The 19,551-nt window shown below is 59.9% G+C and carries 21 protein-coding genes; 19 read left to right on the top strand and 2 right to left on the bottom strand.

The window, feature by feature from the left end:
* Positions 1-34 precede the first annotated feature (34 nt).
* Genes tauA through tauD form a run of 4 tightly spaced genes read left to right on the top strand, consistent with a single transcriptional unit; the run spans position 35 to position 3,485 of the window.
* A complete protein-coding gene (gene tauA, locus ATE40_RS19230) occupies positions 35-1,030 on the top strand; it encodes a taurine ABC transporter substrate-binding protein (RefSeq protein ID WP_019456134.1) in 996 nt (331 codons plus the stop codon).
* A 9-nt stretch (positions 1,031-1,039) separates the two neighbouring features.
* The gene (gene tauB, locus ATE40_RS19225) at positions 1,040-1,807 is read left to right on the top strand and encodes a taurine ABC transporter ATP-binding subunit (RefSeq protein ID WP_019456133.1); all 768 of its coding nucleotides are present in this window, start codon (positions 1,040-1,042) and stop codon (positions 1,805-1,807) included.
* Positions 1,804-2,640: a taurine ABC transporter permease TauC gene (gene tauC, locus ATE40_RS19220; protein ID WP_019456132.1), complete on the top strand. Its 837-nt coding sequence runs from the start codon at positions 1,804-1,806 to the stop codon at positions 2,638-2,640. Before tauB ends, tauC begins: the two co-directional genes overlap by 4 nt.
* On the top strand, positions 2,637-3,485 hold the full coding sequence (gene tauD, locus ATE40_RS19215) for a taurine dioxygenase (RefSeq protein ID WP_063918410.1): 849 nt from the start codon (positions 2,637-2,639) through the stop codon (positions 3,483-3,485). The genes tauC and tauD overlap by 4 nt, the downstream gene beginning before the upstream one ends.
* Positions 3,486-3,488: 3 nt before the next feature.
* On the opposite strand, the gene ATE40_RS19210 is transcribed toward tauD, so the two are convergent.
* Positions 3,489-5,402: an ABC transporter ATP-binding protein gene (locus ATE40_RS19210; RefSeq protein ID WP_019456130.1), complete on the bottom strand. Its 1,914-nt coding sequence runs from the start codon at positions 5,400-5,402 to the stop codon at positions 3,489-3,491.
* A gap of 129 nt (positions 5,403-5,531) precedes the next feature.
* Between ATE40_RS19210 and kefG the strand changes: the two genes are divergently transcribed.
* The 7 genes from kefG (at position 5,532) to ATE40_RS19175 (ending at position 12,669) form a co-directional block, all read left to right on the top strand.
* Positions 5,532-6,083, top strand: coding sequence for a glutathione-regulated potassium-efflux system ancillary protein KefG (gene kefG / locus ATE40_RS19205; RefSeq protein WP_025159909.1), 552 nt, complete (start codon positions 5,532-5,534; stop codon positions 6,081-6,083).
* A gap of 2 nt (positions 6,084-6,085) precedes the next feature.
* A complete protein-coding gene (gene kefB / locus ATE40_RS19200) occupies positions 6,086-7,894 on the top strand; it encodes a glutathione-regulated potassium-efflux system protein KefB (protein WP_019456128.1) in 1,809 nt (602 codons plus the stop codon).
* A gap of 14 nt (positions 7,895-7,908) precedes the next feature.
* Complete coding sequence (locus ATE40_RS19195; RefSeq protein WP_015379274.1) at positions 7,909-8,112, top strand: YheV family putative zinc ribbon protein; 204 nt, start codon at positions 7,909-7,911, stop codon at positions 8,110-8,112.
* Between the two features lie 112 nt (positions 8,113-8,224).
* Positions 8,225-8,812 carry a peptidylprolyl isomerase gene (slyD, locus tag ATE40_RS19190; protein WP_004930407.1) on the top strand — a complete coding sequence of 196 codons (588 nt, stop codon included), beginning with the start codon at positions 8,225-8,227 and terminating at the stop codon, positions 8,810-8,812.
* A gap of 92 nt (positions 8,813-8,904) precedes the next feature.
* Positions 8,905-9,933: a LacI family DNA-binding transcriptional regulator gene (locus ATE40_RS19185; protein ID WP_019456127.1), complete on the top strand. Its 1,029-nt coding sequence runs from the start codon at positions 8,905-8,907 to the stop codon at positions 9,931-9,933.
* A gap of 122 nt (positions 9,934-10,055) precedes the next feature.
* Positions 10,056-11,495 (top strand): Na+/H+ antiporter NhaC, encoded by a 1,440-nt coding sequence (nhaC, locus tag ATE40_RS19180; RefSeq protein WP_063918411.1) that lies wholly within the window; start codon positions 10,056-10,058, stop codon positions 11,493-11,495.
* Between the two features lies 1 nt (position 11,496).
* Entirely contained in the window at positions 11,497-12,669 is a 1,173-nt protein-coding gene (locus ATE40_RS19175) for a MalY/PatB family protein (RefSeq protein WP_063918412.1), read from the top strand.
* A gap of 15 nt (positions 12,670-12,684) precedes the next feature.
* Here ATE40_RS19175 and ATE40_RS19170 read toward each other — a convergent pair whose 3' ends face one another.
* Positions 12,685-12,912 (bottom strand): protein SlyX, encoded by a 228-nt coding sequence (locus ATE40_RS19170; protein ID WP_019456124.1) that lies wholly within the window; start codon positions 12,910-12,912, stop codon positions 12,685-12,687.
* Between the two features lie 356 nt (positions 12,913-13,268).
* Between ATE40_RS19170 and fkpA the strand changes: the two genes are divergently transcribed.
* From fkpA to fusA, 8 genes are all read left to right on the top strand, one after another.
* Complete coding sequence (gene fkpA / locus ATE40_RS19165) at positions 13,269-14,108, top strand: FKBP-type peptidyl-prolyl cis-trans isomerase (protein ID WP_019456123.1); 840 nt, start codon at positions 13,269-13,271, stop codon at positions 14,106-14,108.
* Positions 14,109-14,455: 347 nt separating this feature from the next.
* Complete coding sequence (locus ATE40_RS19160; RefSeq protein WP_019456122.1) at positions 14,456-15,178, top strand: helix-turn-helix transcriptional regulator; 723 nt, start codon at positions 14,456-14,458, stop codon at positions 15,176-15,178.
* A complete protein-coding gene (gene tusD, locus ATE40_RS19155; protein WP_019456121.1) occupies positions 15,178-15,567 on the top strand; it encodes a sulfurtransferase complex subunit TusD in 390 nt (129 codons plus the stop codon). The genes ATE40_RS19160 and tusD overlap by 1 nt, the downstream gene beginning before the upstream one ends.
* A gap of 7 nt (positions 15,568-15,574) precedes the next feature.
* Positions 15,575-15,934: a sulfurtransferase complex subunit TusC gene (tusC, locus tag ATE40_RS19150; RefSeq protein ID WP_063918427.1), complete on the top strand. Its 360-nt coding sequence runs from the start codon at positions 15,575-15,577 to the stop codon at positions 15,932-15,934.
* A gap of 9 nt (positions 15,935-15,943) precedes the next feature.
* Complete coding sequence (gene tusB, locus ATE40_RS19145; protein ID WP_019456119.1) at positions 15,944-16,231, top strand: sulfurtransferase complex subunit TusB; 288 nt, start codon at positions 15,944-15,946, stop codon at positions 16,229-16,231.
* A gap of 143 nt (positions 16,232-16,374) precedes the next feature.
* Positions 16,375-16,749, top strand: a complete 375-nt coding sequence (rpsL, locus tag ATE40_RS24370; protein WP_004930426.1) for a 30S ribosomal protein S12 — start codon at positions 16,375-16,377, stop codon at positions 16,747-16,749.
* Between the two features lie 96 nt (positions 16,750-16,845).
* A complete protein-coding gene (rpsG, locus tag ATE40_RS19135; RefSeq protein ID WP_004956203.1) occupies positions 16,846-17,316 on the top strand; it encodes a 30S ribosomal protein S7 in 471 nt (156 codons plus the stop codon).
* 93 nt (positions 17,317-17,409) lie between these two features.
* Positions 17,410-19,524, top strand: a complete 2,115-nt coding sequence (fusA, locus tag ATE40_RS19130) for an elongation factor G (RefSeq protein ID WP_025159914.1) — start codon at positions 17,410-17,412, stop codon at positions 19,522-19,524.
* Positions 19,525-19,551: the final 27 nt, after the last annotated feature.

Genomic DNA, 19,551 nt, shown 5'->3' with positions numbered 1-19,551 from the left:
GCAACTGAACAGATTTTTATCAACGGAGCGGAACATGGCGGGCAAACTCTTTTCCTTACGCAACGCGGCGCTGTTGGCGTTGTCGCTCAGCGCGGCCAGCGCCTACGCGGTGGACGTGACCGTGGCGTATCAGACGTCGGCGGAACCGGCCAAGGTGGCGCAGGCGGAAAACAGCTTCGCCAAAAAATCCGGCGCGACCGTCGACTGGCGTAAGTTCGACAGCGGCTCCAGCGTGCTGCGCGCGCTGGCCTCCGGCGACGTGCAGATCGGCAATATCGGCTCCAGCCCACTGGCGGTGGCCGCCAGCCAAAAACTCCCCATCGAAGTGTTCCTCATCGCCTCGCAGCTCGGCAGCTCCGAAGCGCTGGTGGTGAAGAATGACATCAAAAGCCCGCAGGATCTGATCGGCAAGCGCATCGCGGTGCCGTTTATCTCCACCACCCATTACAGCCTGCTGGCTTCGCTCAAACATTGGGGCATCAAGCCTGAGCAAGTGAAGATCCTCAATCTGCAGCCGCCGGCCATCGCCGCCGCCTGGCAGCGCGGCGACATCGACGGCGCGTACGTCTGGGCGCCGGTAGTCAACGAACTGGCGAAACAGGGCAAGGTGCTGACCGACTCCGCGCAGGTAGGCGAATGGGGCTCGCCTACGCTGGACGTGTGGGTGGTGCGCAAGGACTTCGCCGAGAAACATCCCGACGTGGTGACCGCCTTTGCCGCCAGCGCGCTGCAGGCGCAACAGGCCTACCTGGCGGCGCCGGAACAGTGGCTGAAAGATCCGAACCATCTCAGCACGCTGGCGCGCCTGAGCGGCGTGCCGCAAGCGCAGGTGCCGGAGCTGGTGAAGGGGAACCGTTATCTGCCGGTGGCGGATCAGGTTGCCCAGCTCGGCCAGCCGGTGGATAAGGCGATCCGCGATACCGCCGAATTCCTCAAGCAGCAGGGCAAGATCCCGCAGGTCGACAGCGACTACAGCGCGTATGTGACCGACCGTTTTGTGAAACAGGTGCAGGCTGCGCCGCAGTCGTAAGGAAGCAGGATGCTAAACGTCAATCATCTTTCAGCAGAGTATCAGGGGCGGCCGGCGCTGCGCGACGTGTCGTTCCAGATCGCCGCCGGGCAACTGGTGGTGGTGCTCGGCCCGTCGGGCTGCGGCAAGACCACGCTGCTGAATTTGATCGCCGGGTTTATCGAGCCTTCAGCTGGCAGCATCACGCTGGATGGAACGCCCGTTCACGGCCCGAGCGCCGAGCGGGGCGTGGTGTTCCAGCATGAGGGCTTACTGCCGTGGCGCAACGTGGTGGACAACGTCGAATTCGGCCTGCAGTTGGCTGGCGTCGGCAAGGCGCAGCGTCGCCAGGTAGCAGAGCAGATGCTGCAGCGCGTGGGGCTGGCCGGTTACGAACGGCATTTTATCTGGCAGCTTTCCGGCGGCATGCGTCAACGCGTCGGCATCGCCCGCGCCCTGGCCGCCGATCCGCGCCTGCTGTTGCTGGACGAGCCGTTCGGCGCGCTGGACGCGTTCACCCGCGAGCAGATGCAGGAGCTGTTGTTGACCATCTGGCGCGACACCGGCAAGCAGGTGCTGCTGATCACCCACGATATCGAAGAGGCGGTGTTCCTCGCCAGCGAGCTGCTGCTGTTGTCGCCGGGGCCGGGGCAGGTGGTGGAGCGGCTGTCGCTGAACTTCGGCCAACGCTATGCCGACGGCGAAGCCTGCCGCGCGATTAAGTCCGATCCTGAATTTATCGCGCAGCGCGAATACGTGCTGGGCAAAGTTTTCCAACAGCGCGAGGCCTTGCTATGAGCCTGCATTCCACTCTGAAGGCCGCGGCGCAGCCGCAGGACAAGCCGGTACGCCGTTTCAGCGTACCGCGCAACGTTTGGCTGAGCGGCGCCACGTTATTGACGGTATTGATCGTCTGGTGGGGCGTGACGGCGCTGCAGCTGATCAGCCCGCTGTTTTTGCCGGCGCCGCAGCAGGTGCTGCACCAGCTGATCACCATCGCCAGCCCGCAGGGCTTTATGGACGCCACGCTGTGGCAGCATCTGGCGGCCAGCCTGGGACGCATTTTGGTGGCGCTGTTGGCGGCGGTGATCGTCGGGATTCCGGTGGGCATCGCCATGGGGCTGAACGACACGGTGCGCGGCATCCTCGATCCGCTGATTGAGATCTATCGTCCGGTGCCGCCGCTGGCCTATCTGCCGCTGATGGTGATTTGGTTCGGCATCGGCGAAACCTCGAAGATCTTGCTGATTTATCTGGCTATCTTCGCACCGGTGACGCTCTCCGCCGTGGCCGGTGTGCGCAGCGTGGCGCAGGTGCGGGTGCGCGCCGCCCGCGCGTTGGGCGCTACGCGCTGGCAGGTGCTGCGTTTCGTGGTGTTGCCGAGCGCGCTGCCGGAGATCCTGACCGGCATTCGCATCGGGCTGGGCGTCGGCTGGTCGACGCTGGTGGCCGCCGAACTGATCGCCGCCACGCGCGGCCTGGGATTTATGGTGCAATCCGCCGGTGAGTTTCTGGCGACCGACGTAGTGTTGGCCGGCATCGGCGTGATTGCGGTGATTGCTTTTGGTCTGGAGCTGGGGCTGCGCGCCCTGCAGCGTCGATTGACCCCGTGGCATGGAGTACAGCAATGAATGAACGTCTGAATATCACCCCGCTGGGGCCTTACATCGGGGCGCTGGTGGAAAACGTCGAATTAGCCCGGCCGCTGGGTGACGGCCAGTTTGAACAGCTCTATCATGCGCTGCTGAAGCATCAGGTGCTGTTCTTCCGCAATCAGCCGATCACGCCGCTGCAGCAGCGCGATCTGGCCGGCCGCTTCGGCGATCTGCATATTCATCCGGTCTATCCGCACGCCACCGACGTGGAAGAGATCATCGTGCTCGATACCCACGACGACAACCCGCCGGACAACGATAACTGGCACACCGACGTGACCTTTATCGAGAACCCGCCGCTGGGAGCGATCCTGGCGGCCAAGACCTTGCCTTCCACCGGTGGCGATACGCTGTGGGCCAGCGGCATCGCCGCCTACGAGGCGCTGTCGACGCCGTTCAGAACGCTGTTGGCGGGGCTGCGCGCGGAGCATGACTTCACCAAGTCGTTCCCGGAGCACAAGCATCGCGGCAGTGACGAGGAACATCAGCGCTGGCAACAGGCGGTGCAGAAAAACCCGCCGCTGCTGCATCCGGTGGTGCGCACCCACCCGGTCAGCGGCCGGCAGGCGCTGTTCGTCAATGAAGGATTCACTACGCGGATCGTCGATCTGGCGCCGAAGGAGAGTGACGCTTTACTGAATTTCCTGTTTGCTCACATCACCAAACCGGAGTTTCAGGTGCGCTGGCGCTGGCAGGAGAATGACGTGGCGATCTGGGATAACCGCGTGACGCAACACTACGCCAACGCGGATTATCTGCCGCAGCGGCGCATCATGCACCGCGCGACCATTCTGGGGGATAAACCTTTTTACAAGGCCTGAGGCTTAGGCGTCGAACGCCTGCGTTAGCTGCTCCAGCTGTTCCTGCGCATCCAGCCAGGTCATTTCCGTCTCTTCCAGCGCGGATTTGGCCTGGCTTTGCTTTTGCAGGCAGTCGGTCAGCTCGGCCTTGCGGCTGATGTCGTACAGTGCGGAGTCCGCCAACTGCTCTTCCACCGCCGCCAGTTCGGCGCCCAGTTTTTCCATCTGCTGTTCCAGTTTGGCGATCTGCTTGCGCAGCGGTTGGGTCTGGGTGCGGAATTCCGCCTCGCGGCGTTTTTGATCCTTGCGCGCCTGTGCGCTGTTGCCACCGCTCTCTTTTTCCGGTGCGTCCTGCTGGCTTTCCTGACGCTGCAGATCGATCAGCCACTGCTGGTAGTCGTCGAGGTCGCCCTCGAAAGGCTCGACCTGGCCGTCGTGCACCAGATACAGATCGTCGGTGGTGGAGCGCAGTAGATGACGGTCGTGCGATACCACCACCAACGCGCCTTCGAAATCGATCAGCGCCTCGGTCAGCGCCTGGCGCATGTCGAGATCCAGGTGGTTGGTCGGTTCATCGAGCAGCAGCAGGTTCGGGCGCTGCCAGACGATCAGCGCCAGCACCAGCCGCGCCTTCTCGCCGCCAGAGAACCGCTCGGTCATTTCGCTGACCTTGTCGCCCTGGAAGCCGAAACCGCCCAGATAGTCGCGCAGCTGCTGCTCCAGCACCCTTGGGGCGATGCGGCTCAGATGTTGCAGCGGCGATTCGTCGGCGCGCAGGAATTCCAGCTGGTGCTGGGCGAAGTAGCCCAGCTTGATGCCTTTCGCCAGGCCGATCTCGCCGCTCAGCGGTTCCAGGGTGCCGGCCAGCAGTTTGATCAGCGTCGATTTGCCGGCGCCGTTGCGGCCGAGCAGGCCGATGCGCGAGCCGGGTACCAGGTTCAGCTTGATTGACTTCAGGATCACTTTCTCGCCATAGCCGGCGCTGACCTTTTCCATGCGCAGCAGCGGGTTCGGCAGGCTTTCCGGCGGACGGAAGCTGAAGGTGAACGGATTGTCGACGTGCGCCGGGGCGATCAGCTCCATGCGCTCCAGCATCTTGATACGGCTTTGCGCCTGCTTGGCCTTGGTGGCCTGCGCGCGGAAACGGTCGATATAGCTTTGCAGGTGCGCCACTTTCTCTTGCTGGTGCTGATACAGCGACTGCTGCTGCGCCAGTTTGGTGGCGCGCTGGCGTTCGAACGAAGAATAGTTGCCGGTGTACTCGTTCATCGTCTGCTGTTCGATATGCAGGATCTTGTCGACGATCGGATCGAGGAAGTCGCGGTCGTGCGAGATCAGCACCAGCGTGCCGGGATAGCTTTTCAGCCAGCGCTCCAGCCAGATCACCGCGTCGAGATCCAGGTGGTTGGTCGGTTCGTCGAGCAGCAGCAGATCCGAACGGCACACCAGCGCCTGTGCCAGGTTAAGGCGCATGCGCCAGCCGCCAGAGAAGTCGCGTACCGGGCTTTGCAGCTGTTCGTTGGAGAAGCCGAGGCCGTGCAGCAGACTGGCGGCGCGGGAACGGATGGTCCAGGCGTCGATGGCGTCCAGCTTGCCGTGCAGGGTGGCGATGGCGTGGCCGTCGTTGCGGTCGTTGGCCGCCTGCAGTTCGGCTTCAAGCTGGCGAAACTCGCGGTCGCCGTCGATAACATACTCGATCGCCGGCACGTCCAGCGCCGGCGTCTCCTGGTTGACCCAAGCCAGCGCCCAGTTGCCGGGGAAGGTGAAACTGCCGCCGTCCGCCGCGATCTCGCCCTTCAGCAGCGACAGCAGCGTGGATTTGCCGCAGCCGTTTTTGCCCACCAGGCCGACCTTCTGACCGGGATTAACCGTCGCCGTGGCGTTGTCCAGCAGGACGCGAATGCCGCGTCGGATTTGTAGCGAGGAGAATACAATCATAAAGCGCCGTATGTTCAGAGTATGTTAAATTATCATTAAGGTAACAGAACGCGCACCGCGCGCTGTTTTTGTCTTTGCGATGCATGGTAACGGAAAACCGCTACCCTGACGACGCTTTGGAGGGGAATGATGTCGCAGCCGCCCAAGGTCTTGCTGCTGTATGCCCATCCGGAATCCCATGACTCGGTGGCGAACCGGGTTTTGCTTCGACCGGCGCAGCAGTTGGAACATGTCACCGTGCACGATCTTTACGCGCACTATCCTGATTTTTTTATCGATATCCATCACGAACAACAGCTGCTGCGTGAGCATCAGGTCATCGTGTTTCAGCATCCTCTCTATACCTACAGCTGCCCGGCGCTGCTGAAGGAGTGGCTGGATCGGGTCTTGTCGCGCGGCTTCGCCAGCGGGGTGGGCGGCAATGCGTTGGCGGGCAAATACTGGCGCTCGGTGATCACCACCGGCGAGCCGGAAGGCGCCTATCGCACCGGCGGTTATAACCATTATCCGATGGAAGATATCCTGCGGCCGTTCGAGTTGACCGCCGGAATGTGCCATATGCACTGGTTGACGCCGTTCGTGGTGTATTGGGCGCGGCGGCAGAAGCCGGAGGTGCTGCGCAGCCATGCGGACGCCTACGGCGAGTGGCTGAGCCACCCGCTGCCGCACGGAGGGCGGTGAGCATGGAAGGATCAACCTTACTGACCGCCATTTTACTGTTCCTGTTCGCCGCGGTGGTGACGGTGCCGATCGCTCGTCGCCTGGGGATCGGCGCGGTGCTGGGCTATCTGATCGCCGGCATCGCCATCGGCCCCTGGGGATTGGGCTTCATTCGCGACGTTGACGAGATCCTGCACTTCTCCGAACTGGGCGTGGTGTTCCTGATGTTCATCATCGGCCTGGAGCTGAACCCCAGCAAGCTGTGGGAACTGCGGCGCTCGATCTTCGGCGCCGGCGCCGGCCAGGTGTTGATCACCGCGGCGGTGCTGGGCGCGTTGTTGTACCTGACGCACTTTGCCTGGCAGGCGGCGGTGATCGGCGGCGTCGGTCTGGCGATGTCCTCCACCGCGATGGCGCTGCAGCTGATGCGCGAGAAGGGCATGAACCGCAACGAAGGGGGGCAGCTCGGCTTTTCGGTGCTGCTGTTCCAGGATATGGCGGTGATCCCGGCGCTGGCGTTGATCCCGATTCTGGCCGGCGCGGGTGGCACCAGCGACGATTGGGCGAAAATCGCGCTCAAGGTGGCGGCGTTCGGCGGCATGCTGATCGGCGGCCGCTTCCTGCTGCGGCCGCTGTTCCGCTATATCGCCGCTTCCGGCGTGCGCGAAATCTTCACCGCCGCGGCGCTGTTGTTGGTGCTCGGCTCGGCGCTGTTTATGGAGACGCTCGGCCTGTCGATGGCGCTCGGCACCTTCATTGCCGGCGTGCTGCTGGCGGAGAGCGAATACCGCCACGAGTTGGAAATTTCCATCGAGCCGTTTAAAGGGCTGCTGCTGGGGTTATTCTTTATCTCGGTGGGTATGGTGTTGAATATCGGCGTGCTCTACACCCACCTGGCCGAAGTGTTGATCGGCGTGCTGGCGCTGGTGGCGGTCAAATCCGGCGTGCTCTACGGCGTGTCGCGCCTGTTCGGCCTGCGCAGCTCGGTGCGCCTGCAGTTCGCCGGCGTGCTCAGCCAGGGCGGTGAGTTCGCCTTCGTGTTGTTTTCTGCGGCGGGCGCCCAAAAGGTGCTGCAGCCGGATCAACTCTCTTTACTGCTGGTGGTGGTGACGCTGTCGATGATGACCACGCCGCTGCTGATGCAGGCCATCGACCGCATTTTGGCGCGCCGATACAACGCCAAGGACGAGGATGAGGAAACGCCGTACGTGGAAGACGACGATCCGCAGGTGATCATCGTCGGCTTCGGGCGTTTCGGCCAGGTGATCGGCCGCCTGCTGATGGCCAACAAGATGCGCATTACCGTACTGGAGCGCGACGTCAGCGCCGTTGGCGTACTGCGGCGCTACGGCTACAAGGTTTATTACGGCGATGCCACCGAGCTGGAGCTGTTGCGCGCGGCGGGCGCCGAGAAGGCCAAGTCGATCGTGATCACCTGCAATGAGCCGGAAGACACCATGGAGATCGTGCGGCTGTGCCAGCAGCACTTCCCGAACCTGAGCATCCTGGCGCGCGCGCGCGGCCGCGTGGAGGCGCATGAGTTGCTGCAGGCGGGGGTGAAACAGTTCAGCCGCGAGACCTTCTCCAGCGCGCTGGAACTGGGGCGCAAGGCGCTGATGGAGTTGGGCATGCACCCGCATCAGGCCTTCCGCGCCCAGCAGCATTTCCGCCGCCTGGATATGCGCATGCTGCGTGAACTGATGCCGCCGCATCAGGGCGACGTGGCGCAAATTTCCCGCGTGAAAGAGGCGCGGCGCGAGTTGGAAGAGCTGTTCCATCGCGAAATGCAAAAAGAAAGTCGCCAGTTCGACGGCTGGGATGAATATGAATAAGCGGGAGCATAACGATGTCTGCAACACGTAAGAGATTTATCGCCGGGGCGGTGTGCCCGAGCTGTAGCGCCATGGATACGCTGGCGGTGTGGCGGGAGGATCAGGTGGAAGTGGTGGAGTGCGTCAAGTGCGGCCATCATCAGCGCCAGACCGAACAACAGGTAGAAAAACACGTTCGCCCGCAAGAGCAGGTGATCGGCATTTTCCAGCCGAAGTAGCGTTTTTTTATCCCGGAGGGTACAGCGCGACAGATTTCCGTTACAATCTGTCCGGAAAAGGCGCGCATCCCGATAACGGTGTGCGTCCTAGTAGCCAACGGTAGGAGATATCATGAAAGTAGCAAAAGACTTGGTGGTCAGCCTGGCTTACCAAGTACGTACAGAAGACGGTGTTTTGGTTGATGAGTCTCCGGTGAGCGCACCGCTGGACTATCTGCACGGGCATGGTTCTCTGATCGCAGGTCTGGAAAAAGCACTCGAAGGCCACGACGTTGGCGATCGTTTTGACGTTCACGTCGGCGCGAACGACGCGTACGGCAACTACGACGAAAACCTGGTGCAGCGCGTACCGAAAGACGTCTTCATGGGCGTTGACGAACTGCAGGTCGGCATGCGTTTCCTGGCTGACACCGATCAGGGTCCGGTACCGGTTGAAATCACCGAAGTTGATGGCGACCACGTTGTGGTTGACGGCAACCACATGCTGGCCGGCCAAAACCTGAACTTCAACGTGGAAGTTGTCGCGATCCGCGAAGCGACCGCAGAAGAACTGGCACACGGTCACGTACACGGCGAGCACGACCATCACCACGAACACGGTGAAGGCTGCTGCGGCGGTCACGGCCACAGCCACGATCACGACCATGGTCACGACCACGGTAAAGGCGGTTGCGGTAACGGCGGTTGCGGCTGCCACTAAGCAGAACGCGATCACGAGACAAGAGGGCGGCCATCGGCTGCCCTTTTTTATGCGCGGCGCACCGGGCGCCGAACAGCACGACAGGACATGTCATGGCCACCATGAAAGACGTTGCGCGCCGCGCCGGCGTTTCCACGGCCACCGTCAGCCGGGTGATCAATAATACCGCCTATGTTGAGCCGGTGACCCGCGAGCGTGTCGAGAAGGCGATGCGCGAGTTTAACTACCACCGTAACGCCGCCGCGCTGGCGTTGGCGAAAAGAAGCGGCAATATGCTGGGGCTGCTGACCGGCAACCTCGACGATCCGTTTTTCTCGCGCCTGGCGCGAGGCGTGGAAGACATCACGCGGCAGGCCGGTGTGCGTCTGATGCTGTGCAGCGGCGGACATCAGGCGGAGCTGGAAAAAAGCGGCCTCGACTTTCTCATCAACCAGGGATGTGAGGCCATCGTGGCGCACGTCACGCGCATGAGGGAGGACGAACTGCTGCGTTACGCTGCTCACACGCCCGCGCTGGTGCTGATCAACCGCTACCTGCCCGCCATCGCCAACCGTTGCATCTGGCTCGACAACGCCAATGCGGCGCAGGCGGCGACCGAATTGCTTATTCGTCAGGGGCATCGAAGAATTGCCTGCGTGACGGCGGATCTGCCGATCGACGACCGCGCACAGCGACTAACGGGTTACCGCCAGGCCATGGCGGCCGCCGGCATTGAGGTGCCGGGTGCCTGGATCATCAGCGTGCCCTTCAACGAAAGAGGGGGCGAACTGGCGGCCGAGCGCGTTTTGGGCAGCGATCAACGCTTTACCGCGGCGGTGACGTTCAACGACGTGATGGCCGCCGGCATGATGCGCACCTGCCACCAACGGCAAATTCAGCTGCCTGAGGCGCTGTCGATCGTCGGCTTTGACGACATTGCCCTGGCGAAATATCTCCACCCCTCGTTGACCACCGTGCATTACCCCATCGAAAAAATGGCCCGCCGCGCCGCGCGCCTGGCGCTACAGATCCACAGCGGCAGCGGCGTTGCGCCGCAGAACAACCGCTTTTCGGCCGAACTTATCCTGCGAGACTCCGTGGCCGCGGGCGAGCCGCATGAGCAAAGCAAGCGCGGTGAATGAGAGGCGGCTCACACAATTTTATTGCATGAAACCGATTACATGGGCAGTTGTCTGCGCTCACATCCTCCGGTGATCGAAGCCATTACGCTGTTGCAGTACCCCATCTTCAACAGGAGCCGTATATGGATAATAAGAAAACGCTCAACCTTGGGTTGGCGACGCTGCCGATTGTGGCCATGCTGTTGCTGCTCATCATCGGCTATGGCCAGTTTGGCCTGCGCATTGAACCGCTGCTGCTGGTGTCCGCCGCTATCGCCGCCGCGTTGGCCTGGTGGCAAGGCTACCGCTGGGACGACATCATCGAGGCCATCGTGGCCAAACTGGCGAAGGCCATGCCGGTGATCATGATCCTGATCTGCGTGGGCGGCCTGATCGGCACCTGGATGATCAGCGGCACTATCCCTTACATGGTGTATTGGGGGCTGAAGCTGATCAGCCCGCAATATATTCTGATCGCCGCGTTCTTCATCACCAGCGTGATCTCGGTATGCACCGGCACCTCCTGGGGAGCGGCCGGCACCGTGGGCGTGGCGCTGATGGGCGTGGCCGCAGGTCTGGACGTGCCGCTGGCCGCCGCAGCTGGGGCGGTGGTGTCCGGCGCTTACTTCGGCGACAAAATCTCGCCGCTGTCCGACTCGACGAACTTCGCGGCCATCGTCGCGGATACCGATCTCTACAGCCATATCCAGCATCTGATGTACACGACGTTGCCGAGCTTCATCTTGGCCGCCGTGGTGTACCTGATCGCCGGGCACACCGGCGCGGTGGCCAGCGTGGCTACGCCGGAAAAAGTGACCGAAATCGTCAGCGCGCTCGAGGGGCTGTACCATTTCAATCTGCTGCTGATCCTGCCGCCGGTGCTGGTGCTGTGGGGCGCGGTGACCAAACGGCCGGTGATCCCCGTCATGCTGGCCGCCTGCGCGCTGGCGATCGCCATCGGCGTCGCGCTGCAGGGCTTTAGCCTGCAGCAGGGGCTGAATGCGTTGATGGACGGTTTCAATCTGTCGATGTTCGCCGCCCAGGGCCACAACGTCGAGGGGATCGTCGCCGACGTGCCGCGCCTGCTTAACCGTGGCGGCATGTTCTCGATGATGAGCACGATCCTGCTGGTGTTCTGCGCCTTCTCCTTCGCCGGCGCGTTGACGCTGACCGGCGCGCTGACGGTGATCATCAGCCGACTGCTGAAAGTGGTGCACACCACCGGTCAACTGATCGCCGCTACCGTTGCCACCACCATCCTGGTGACCGGTGCGACCAGCGACGGCAAGCTGGCGCTGCTGATCCCGGCGGAGCTGTTCAAAGGGGCCTATCGTCGCATGGGGCTGGACAATAAAAACCTGTCGCGCACCGTCGAGGACGCGGGCACCGTCATTGAACCGCTGATCCCGTGGACGGCCGCCGGCATCTACATGGCGACCACGCTGGGAGTGAGCACGCTCGATTTGCTGCCGTGGGCGATTCAATGTTATGCCGCGGTGGTGTTCGCCCTGATTTATGGCTTCACCGGCTTCGGTATCGCCAAACTCCAGCCTCAGAACGATTTGCAGCGTAAGGAAGCCTGACATGACGACTAATTTCAGCGCCATTATCGACCGTCACAACACCGGCTCCGTGAAGTGGGACTTCATCGACCGCTATTTGCAACTGGACGGCAGCGAGCTGCTGCCGATGTGGGTGTCCGATTTCGACTTTCCGTGCCCGCCGGAGGTGCAGCAGGCGCTGCATCAGCGGGTGGAACACGGCGTCTTTGGCTACAGCGAGCGCGACGACGCCTACTATCAGGCGGCGATCGACTGGTTCGCCAGGCGGCACGATTTACCGCTGCGGCGCGAGTGGTTCACCTCGGTTGAAGGGGTGGTGCCCGGGTTGGCGATGCTGATCCAACTGCTCAGCCAGCCGGGGGACGGCGTGGTGGTGCAGGGGCCGTACTATGGCTCGTTCGCCAAGATAATCACCATGAACGGCCGAGAAGTGCTTGAAAATCCGCTGCAGGAAACCCCGCTGGGATACCGGATAGATTTTGACCGGCTGGCCGCCTGCCTGGCGCAGCGTAAGCCGCCGCTGCTGCTGTTGTGTAATCCGCACAATCCGACCGGCCGTTGCTGGACCCGCGATGAGCTGGAGCGGTTAATGGCGCTTTGTCACGCCCACGACGTCACGGTGATCTCCGATGAAATCTGGGCCGACCTGCTGCTGCCCGGCGAGACGTTTACCTCGGTATTGCATCTGAACGAGGACTATCGCGAAAGGGTGATTGTGGCGACGTCCGCCAGCAAAACCTTTGGCCTCTCCTCGCTGCGCATTTCGAATTTCCTGATCCCCAACGCCCGGCTGCGGCAGGCGTTTGTCGATCGACTGAACGCTCACGGCCTGGATGTGTTCAACGCGCTGTCGATGGTGGCGGCGACTGCGGCTTATCAACGTGGCGCGGTTTGGCTTGACGAGTTGCTCGGCTATCTGGCGGAAAATCGGCGCTGGTTTGCGCAGGCGCTCGCGGCCGCCGCCCCCTGGTGCACCTTGACCCGGGCCGAAGGAACCTATCTCGCCTGGCTGGATTGCCGCGCTCTGGGTTTGAGCGATGCGGAATTGCAGCGAGCGCTGGTGGAGGAGGCGAAGCTGGCGCCGTCGATGGGCTGCGGTTTCGGCCCGCAGGGGAGCGGCTTCATTCGCATCAATTTGGGATGCCCGCGCCAGTATCTCGAGCGCGCCGTCGCCGGGCTGGCGCGCCTGAAATGAGCGCATGGCGGGCTATCAATAGTGCGGCGGAGGTGTTTCTTCCGATTGCGAGGCGATCATCGAGGTTTGGGTCGAACGCAGCTTGTCGGTCAACATGCGCAGGTGTTCGCGCATCTTCAGCATTTCCATTTGATGCTGAATGACCGTTTGGTTGAGCTCTTCGATGGTGAGCTCTTGAAAGGCCTGACGGCTTTCCAGTTCTTCAAGCCGCTGTAGCAGACCTTGAATGTCGTGATTGTGCATGAGGCTACCTCTGACGCGATAAAATCCTGATTCGGCGCTATGGTAACAGCTGGCGCCGGGTTTGCTCGCGCTATTTCTCTGGTCGGCGCGCAACGTTGCGATCGGCAGTGTAAAGTGCTGAAAAGTTATGCGCTCGATATGCCGTTTTTTGCTAACCTCGCCGAATATTCTGCAAGAAAAATCTGATTTATCATGTGAGTAGCGCGGGATGGGAAACTTCTTGGCAAAGTGGGAGTCACACTTTGACTCGATTGGTTACCTGTGCGACTGTTTTGTTTTGTTTCAGGCAGCTATAGTAGCCCGGTTATCTTACCTAATGATTGTTTGGGGCATTGCTTCAGACACTGGAGAAATGGATGAAATCTTTGTTTAAAGTCACGCTTCTGGCAACCACCATGGCTTTTGCTCTGAATGCGACCCAGGTCATGGCAGCCGATGCCGCCAAACCGGCAGAAGCCGCTAAACCAGCGGACGCGGCAGCAGCGCCAAGCACCGGCAAGTTCAAAAACGACGACGAGCAAGCGGCTTACGCACTGGGCGCCTCTCTCGGCCGTTACATGGACAACTCTCTGAAAGAGCAAGAGAAGCTGGGCATCAAACTGGACAAAGATCAGCTGATCGCCGGCGTCCAGGACGCGTTCGCCAACAAGAGCAAGCTGAACGACGCCGATATCGAGAAGACCCTGCAGGGCTTCGAAGCGCGCGTGAAGGCTTCCGCTCAGGCGAAGATGGAACAGGACGCCAAGGACAACGAAACCAAAGGCGCCAAGTACCGTGACAGCTTCGCCAAAGAAAAAGGCGTGAAGAAAACCGAATCCGGTCTGCTGTACCAGGTAGAGAAGCCGGGCGCAGGTGAAGCGCCGAAAGACAGCGACACCGTAGTGGTGAACTACAAAGGCACCCTGACCGACGGCACCGAGTTCGATAATTCCTACACCCGCGGCGAGCCGCTGTCGTTCCGTCTGGACGGCGTGATCCCAGGCTGGACCGAAGGTCTGAAGCACATCAAGAAAGGCGGCAAAATCAAGCTGGTGATCCCACCGGCGCTGGCCTACGGCAAAACCGGCGTTCCGGGCATCCCGGCTAACTCCACGCTGGTGTTCGACGTTGAGCTGCTGGACGTGAAAGCGGCGCCGAAAGCCGACGCTAAAGCCGAGAAACCGGCTGACGCGAAAGCAGGCGCCAAAGCGAAATAATCTCGTCGCTCTGTTTGCCACCGCCGCGGATGCCCTCCGCGGCGGTTTTCATTTCGGCCGCCGCCGCCTCTCTCTCCATTGAAGGCTTGACGCCTGCCGGGCATCGGGCTTAACGTCAATACCACGCGCAAACGCAAGGACTTTGCTCCGGCCGCTTTGCTAGACTAATAATTCTGACTTATCAGTCATGCGTCTGCCCCTTAGGGCGTGTACCTAAAATTGTTCCCGGCCGCTTCATGTCGATCTCAGCCAACTGCGCTGCGCATGTCTGACGACGGCCGCGAGCCGGTCCGAGCGATTTTAGCTGCGCCCCCTGGCACAGGCGATCTATGAGGGTGGTATCTTCGATGTCGAATTCGCTTTTATCCAGCGAAGCCAGCGAACTTGATTTGCTGAATGAACGTCCGTTTACTCAAACGGATCATGAAATCCTGAAATCCTATGAAGCGGTGGTCGACGGGCTGGCGATGCTGATCGGCGGCCACTGCGAGATCGTATTGCACGCGCTGGAAGACCTGAACAGTTCGGCGGTGCGCATCGCCAACGGGGAACACACCGGGCGCAAAATCGGCTCGCCGATCACCGACCTGGCGCTGCGCATGCTGCACGACATGGCCGGCGACGACAGCAGCGTGTCGAAAGCCTACTTCACGCGAGCCAAGAGCGGCGTGCTGATGAAGTCGGTGACCATCGCCATTCGCAATCGCGAACAACGGGTGATCGGCCTACTGTGCATCAACATGAACCTCGATGTGCCGTTCTCACAGATCATGCAGACCTTTATGCCGCCGGCCACGCAAGACGTGCCGTCGTCGGTGAATTTCGCCTCTTCTGTCGACGATCTGGTGGCGCAGACGCTGGAGTTCACCATCGAAGAGGTGAACGCCGACCGCTCGGTGTCCAATAACGCCAAGAACCGTCAGGTGGTGCTCAACCTCTATGAGAAAGGCATCTTCGACATCAAGGATGCGATCAACCAGGTGGCGGATCGTCTGAATATCTCCAAACACACCGTCTATCTGTACATCCGCCAGTTCAAGAGCGGCGATCTGTCGGGAAGCGACCGTTGATGCTCGATTATTGTCTGTTGGTCACCGGCCCGGCTTACGGCACGCAGCAGGCCAGCAGCGCCTATCAGTTCGCTCAGGCTTTGCTGGCGAAAGGGCACCGTCTTTCCAGCGTCTTTTTCTACCGTGAAGGGGTGCTGAACGCCAACCAACTGACCGCGCCCGCCAGCGATGAGTTCGATCTGGTGCGCGCTTGGGCGCAGCTGGCGCAGCAACACGGCGTGGCGCTCAACGTCTGCGTGGCCGCCGCGTTGCGCCGCGGCGTCTCCGATGAGCAGGAGGCGGCGCAACAGGGGCTGGCAAACGCCAACCTGCAGCCAGGTTTTATCCTGAGCGGGCTGGGTTCCCTGGCCGAAGCGTCGCTGAGTTGCGACCGTCTGGTGCAGTTCTGAGGATATGATGAAACGAGTCGCTTTTGTTTTCACCCACGGGCCGCATGGCGGCGCCGGCGGCAGGGAAGGGCTGGACGCGCTGCTCGCCACGTCGGCGCTCAGTGAAGATCTAGGGGTGTTTTTTGTTGGTGACGGCGTGCTGCAGCTGTTGCCGGGCCAACAGCCGGAAAAAATTTTGGCGCGCAATTACATCGCCACCTTCGGCGTGCTGCCGCTGTATGACGTGGAACGGTGCTATCTGTGCCAGGCTTCGCTGCAGGAGCGCGGGCTGGGCCAGGTGACCGATTGGGTGCTGGACGCCGAGGTGCTGGCGCCGGACGAACTGCGCCGCGAACTGGCCGGCTACGATACCGTGATGACGTTTTAGGATCTTCTGATGCTGTATACCCTGAGCCATTCGCCAAACCAATGTGACCTGCCTGCGCTGCTGCGCCTGACGGCGGAGGGCGACGCGCTATTGCTGCTGCAGGATGGCGTGCTGGCAGGCCTTGCCGGCAGCGCTCATCTTGAATTGCTGCTCGCCGCCCCCATATCCCTTTATGCGCTGCAGGACGACCTGGAAGCCCGGGGATTGGTTGGTCATTTTTCGCACAAAATCACTGTCGTCGGCTATAATCACTTCGTTGAATTAACCGAACAACACCGCAGCCAAATGGCCTGGTGATGAGAGTGATGTTGTATATTTCTTGACACCCATACTGGTCAGCCATAAAATTCTGCGTCCTCGTACTTTGCCAGTAGTGCATACGAGGGGATTTATCACATGTTTACGAAGCTAGTACGAAGCAAAAACCAGGAGCTTTTTTAATGGCAACAATTAACCAGCTGGTTCGCAAACCACGCTCTGTGAAGGCTGCTAAAAGCAACGTTCCAGCGCTGGAAGCCTGCCCGCAGAAACGTGGCGTATGCACCCGCGTATATACCACTACCCCGAAAAAACCAAACTCCGCACTGCGTAAAGTTTGCCGTGTGCGTTTGACCAACGGTTTCGAAGTAACTTCCTACATCGGTGGCGAAGGCCACAACCTGCAGGAACACTCCGTAATCCTGATCCGTGGCGGTCGTGTAAAAGACTTGCCAGGTGTGCGTTACCACACCGTCCGTGGTGCACTTGACTGCTCCGGTGTTAAAGACCGTAAGCAAGCTCGTTCCAAGTACGGCGTGAAGAAGCCAAAGGCTTAATGGTTCTCCGTTAAGTAAGGCCAAACGTTTTAACTTTAATGTCAAAATAAACTCGTAGAGTTTTGGACAATCCTGAATTAACAACGGAGTATTTCCATGCCACGTCGTCGCGTAATCGGCCAACGTAAAATCCTGCCAGATCCTAAGTTCGGATCTGAGCTGCTGGCCAAATTTGTAAATATCCTGATGGTAGACGGTAAAAAATCTACTGCAGAAGCAATCGTCTATACCGCGCTGGAGACCCTGGCTCAGCGTTCTGGTAAAGATCACCTGGAAGCTTTCGAAGTCGCTCTCGACAACGTTCGCCCGACTGTAGAAGTTAAGTCGCGTCGCGTTGGCGGTTCTACTTATCAGGTACCAGTTGAAGTCCGCCCGGTTCGTCGTAATGCTCTGGCAATGCGTTGGATCGTTGATGCTGCACGTAAACGCGGTGATAAATCCATGGCTCTGCGCCTGGCGAACGAGCTGTCTGACGCAGCAGAGAACAAAGGTTCTGCTGTTAAGAAGCGTGAAGACGTTCACCGTATGGCCGAAGCCAACAAGGCGTTCGCCCACTACCGCTGGTAATCACCACGCGATAGTTATGCTAACCAAGCGGGCGCGTCAAATCGGCCCGCTTGGGTTAACTGAACTTGAACGCCCTAGGAATAGAGGAATCAAATGGCTCGTACAACACCCATTGCACGCTACCGTAACATCGGTATCAGTGCTCACATCGACGCCGGTAAAACCACCACTACCGAACGTATTCTGTTCTACACCGGTGTAAACCACAAAATCGGTGAAGTTCATGACGGCGCTGCCACCATGGACTGGATGGAACAGGAGCAGGAGCGTGGTATTACCATCACTTCTGCAGCGACTACTGCCTTCTGGTCTGGTATGGCCAAGCAGTTCGAACCGCACCGCGTAAACATCATCGACACCCCAGGGCACGTTGACTTCACCATCGAAGTAGAACGTTCCATGCGTGTGCTGGATGGCGCGGTAATGGTTTACTGTGCTGTTGGTGGTGTTCAGCCACAGTCTGAAACCGTATGGCGTCAGGCTAACAAATACAAAGTGCCACGTATCGCGTTCGTTAACAAAATGGACCGTATGGGTGCTAACTTCCTGAAAGTTGTAGGCCAGATCAAATCTCGTCTGGGCGCCAACCCTGTTCCTCTGCAGCTGGCTATCGGCGCAGAAGACAAATTCACCGGCGTTATCGACCTGGTGAAAATGAAGGCGATCAACTGGAACGAAGAAGACGCAGGCGTAACCTTCGAATACGAAGACGTGCCGGCTGACATGATGGACCTGGCTGAAGAATGGCGCCAGAACCTGATCGAGTCCGCTGCGGAAGCTTCCGAAGAGCTGATGGAAAAATACCTGGGCGGCGAAGAGCTGACCGAGGAAGAAATCAAATCCGCTCTGCGTCAGCGCGTGCTGAACAACGAAATCATCCTGGTTACCTGTGGTTCTGCGTTCAAGAACAAAGGCGTACAGGCGATGCTGGATGCGGTAATCGAATACCTGCCGGCACCAACTGACGTTCCTGCGATCAACGGTATCCTGGACGATGGCAAAGACACTCCGGCTGAGCGTCACGCAAGTGATGACGAGCCGTTCTCTGCGCTGGCGTTCAAAATCGCTACCGACCCGTTCGTGGGTAACCTGACCTTCTTCCGCGTGTACTCCGGCGTTGTTAACTCCGGCGACACCGTGCTGAACTCCGTTAAGGCTGCGCGCGAGCGTTTCGGCCGTATCGTTCAGATGCACGCCAACAAGCGTGAAGAGATCAAAGAAGTTCGCGCAGGCGACATCGCCGCTGCGATCGGTCTGAAAGACGTGACCACCGGGGACACCCTGTGTGATCCAGACTCTCCAATCATCCTGGAGCGTATGGAATTCCCTGAGCCGGTAATCTCTATCGCCGTTGAACCAAAAACCAAAGCTGACCAGGAAAAAATGGGTCTGGCTCTGGGCCGTCTGGCTAAAGAAGACCCGTCATTCCGCGTATGGACTGACGAAGAGTCTAACCAGACCATCATCGCCGGTATGGGTGAACTGCACCTCGACATCATCGTTGACCGCATGAAGCGTGAATTCAACGTTGAAGCTAACGTGGGCAAACCTCAGGTAGCTTACCGCGAAGCGATTCGCGCGAAGATTACCGATGTTGAAGGTAAGCACGCCAAGCAGTCTGGTGGTCGCGGTCAGTACGGTCACGTTGTGATCGACATGTACCCACTGGAGCCGGGCTCTAACCCGAAAGGTTACGAGTTCGTCAACGACATCAAAGGTGGTGTAATTCCTGGCGAATACATCCCTGCCGTTGATAAAGGCATCCAGGAGCAGCTTAAGTCTGGTCCGTTGGCTGGTTACCCGGTAGTAGACATGGGTATTCGTCTGCACTTCGGTTCTTACCACGACGTTGACTCCTCTGAACTGGCGTTTAAACTGGCCGCGTCTATCGCCTTTAAAGAAGGCTTTAAGAAAGCGAAACCAGTTCTGCTTGAGCCTATCATGAAGGTTGAAGTTGAGACTCCAGAAGAGAACACCGGTGACGTTATCGGTGACTTGAGCCGTCGTCGCGGCATGCTGCGCGGTCAGGAATCTGAAGTGACTGGCGTTAAGATCCACGCTGAAGTACCGTTGTCCGAAATGTTCGGCTACGCAACTCAGCTGCGTTCTCTGACTAAAGGTCGCGCATCATACACCATGGAATTCCTGAAGTATGATGATGCACCGAACAACGTCGCTCAGGCCGTAATCGAAGCCCGTGGCAAATAAGCCGCAGGGTTAAAACCAAAGTCCCGT

Source organism: Serratia surfactantfaciens (assembly GCF_001642805.2).
Classification (GTDB): Bacteria; Pseudomonadota; Gammaproteobacteria; order Enterobacterales; family Enterobacteriaceae; genus Serratia; species Serratia surfactantfaciens.
This window is presented reverse-complemented; position numbering and strand designations above follow the sequence as displayed.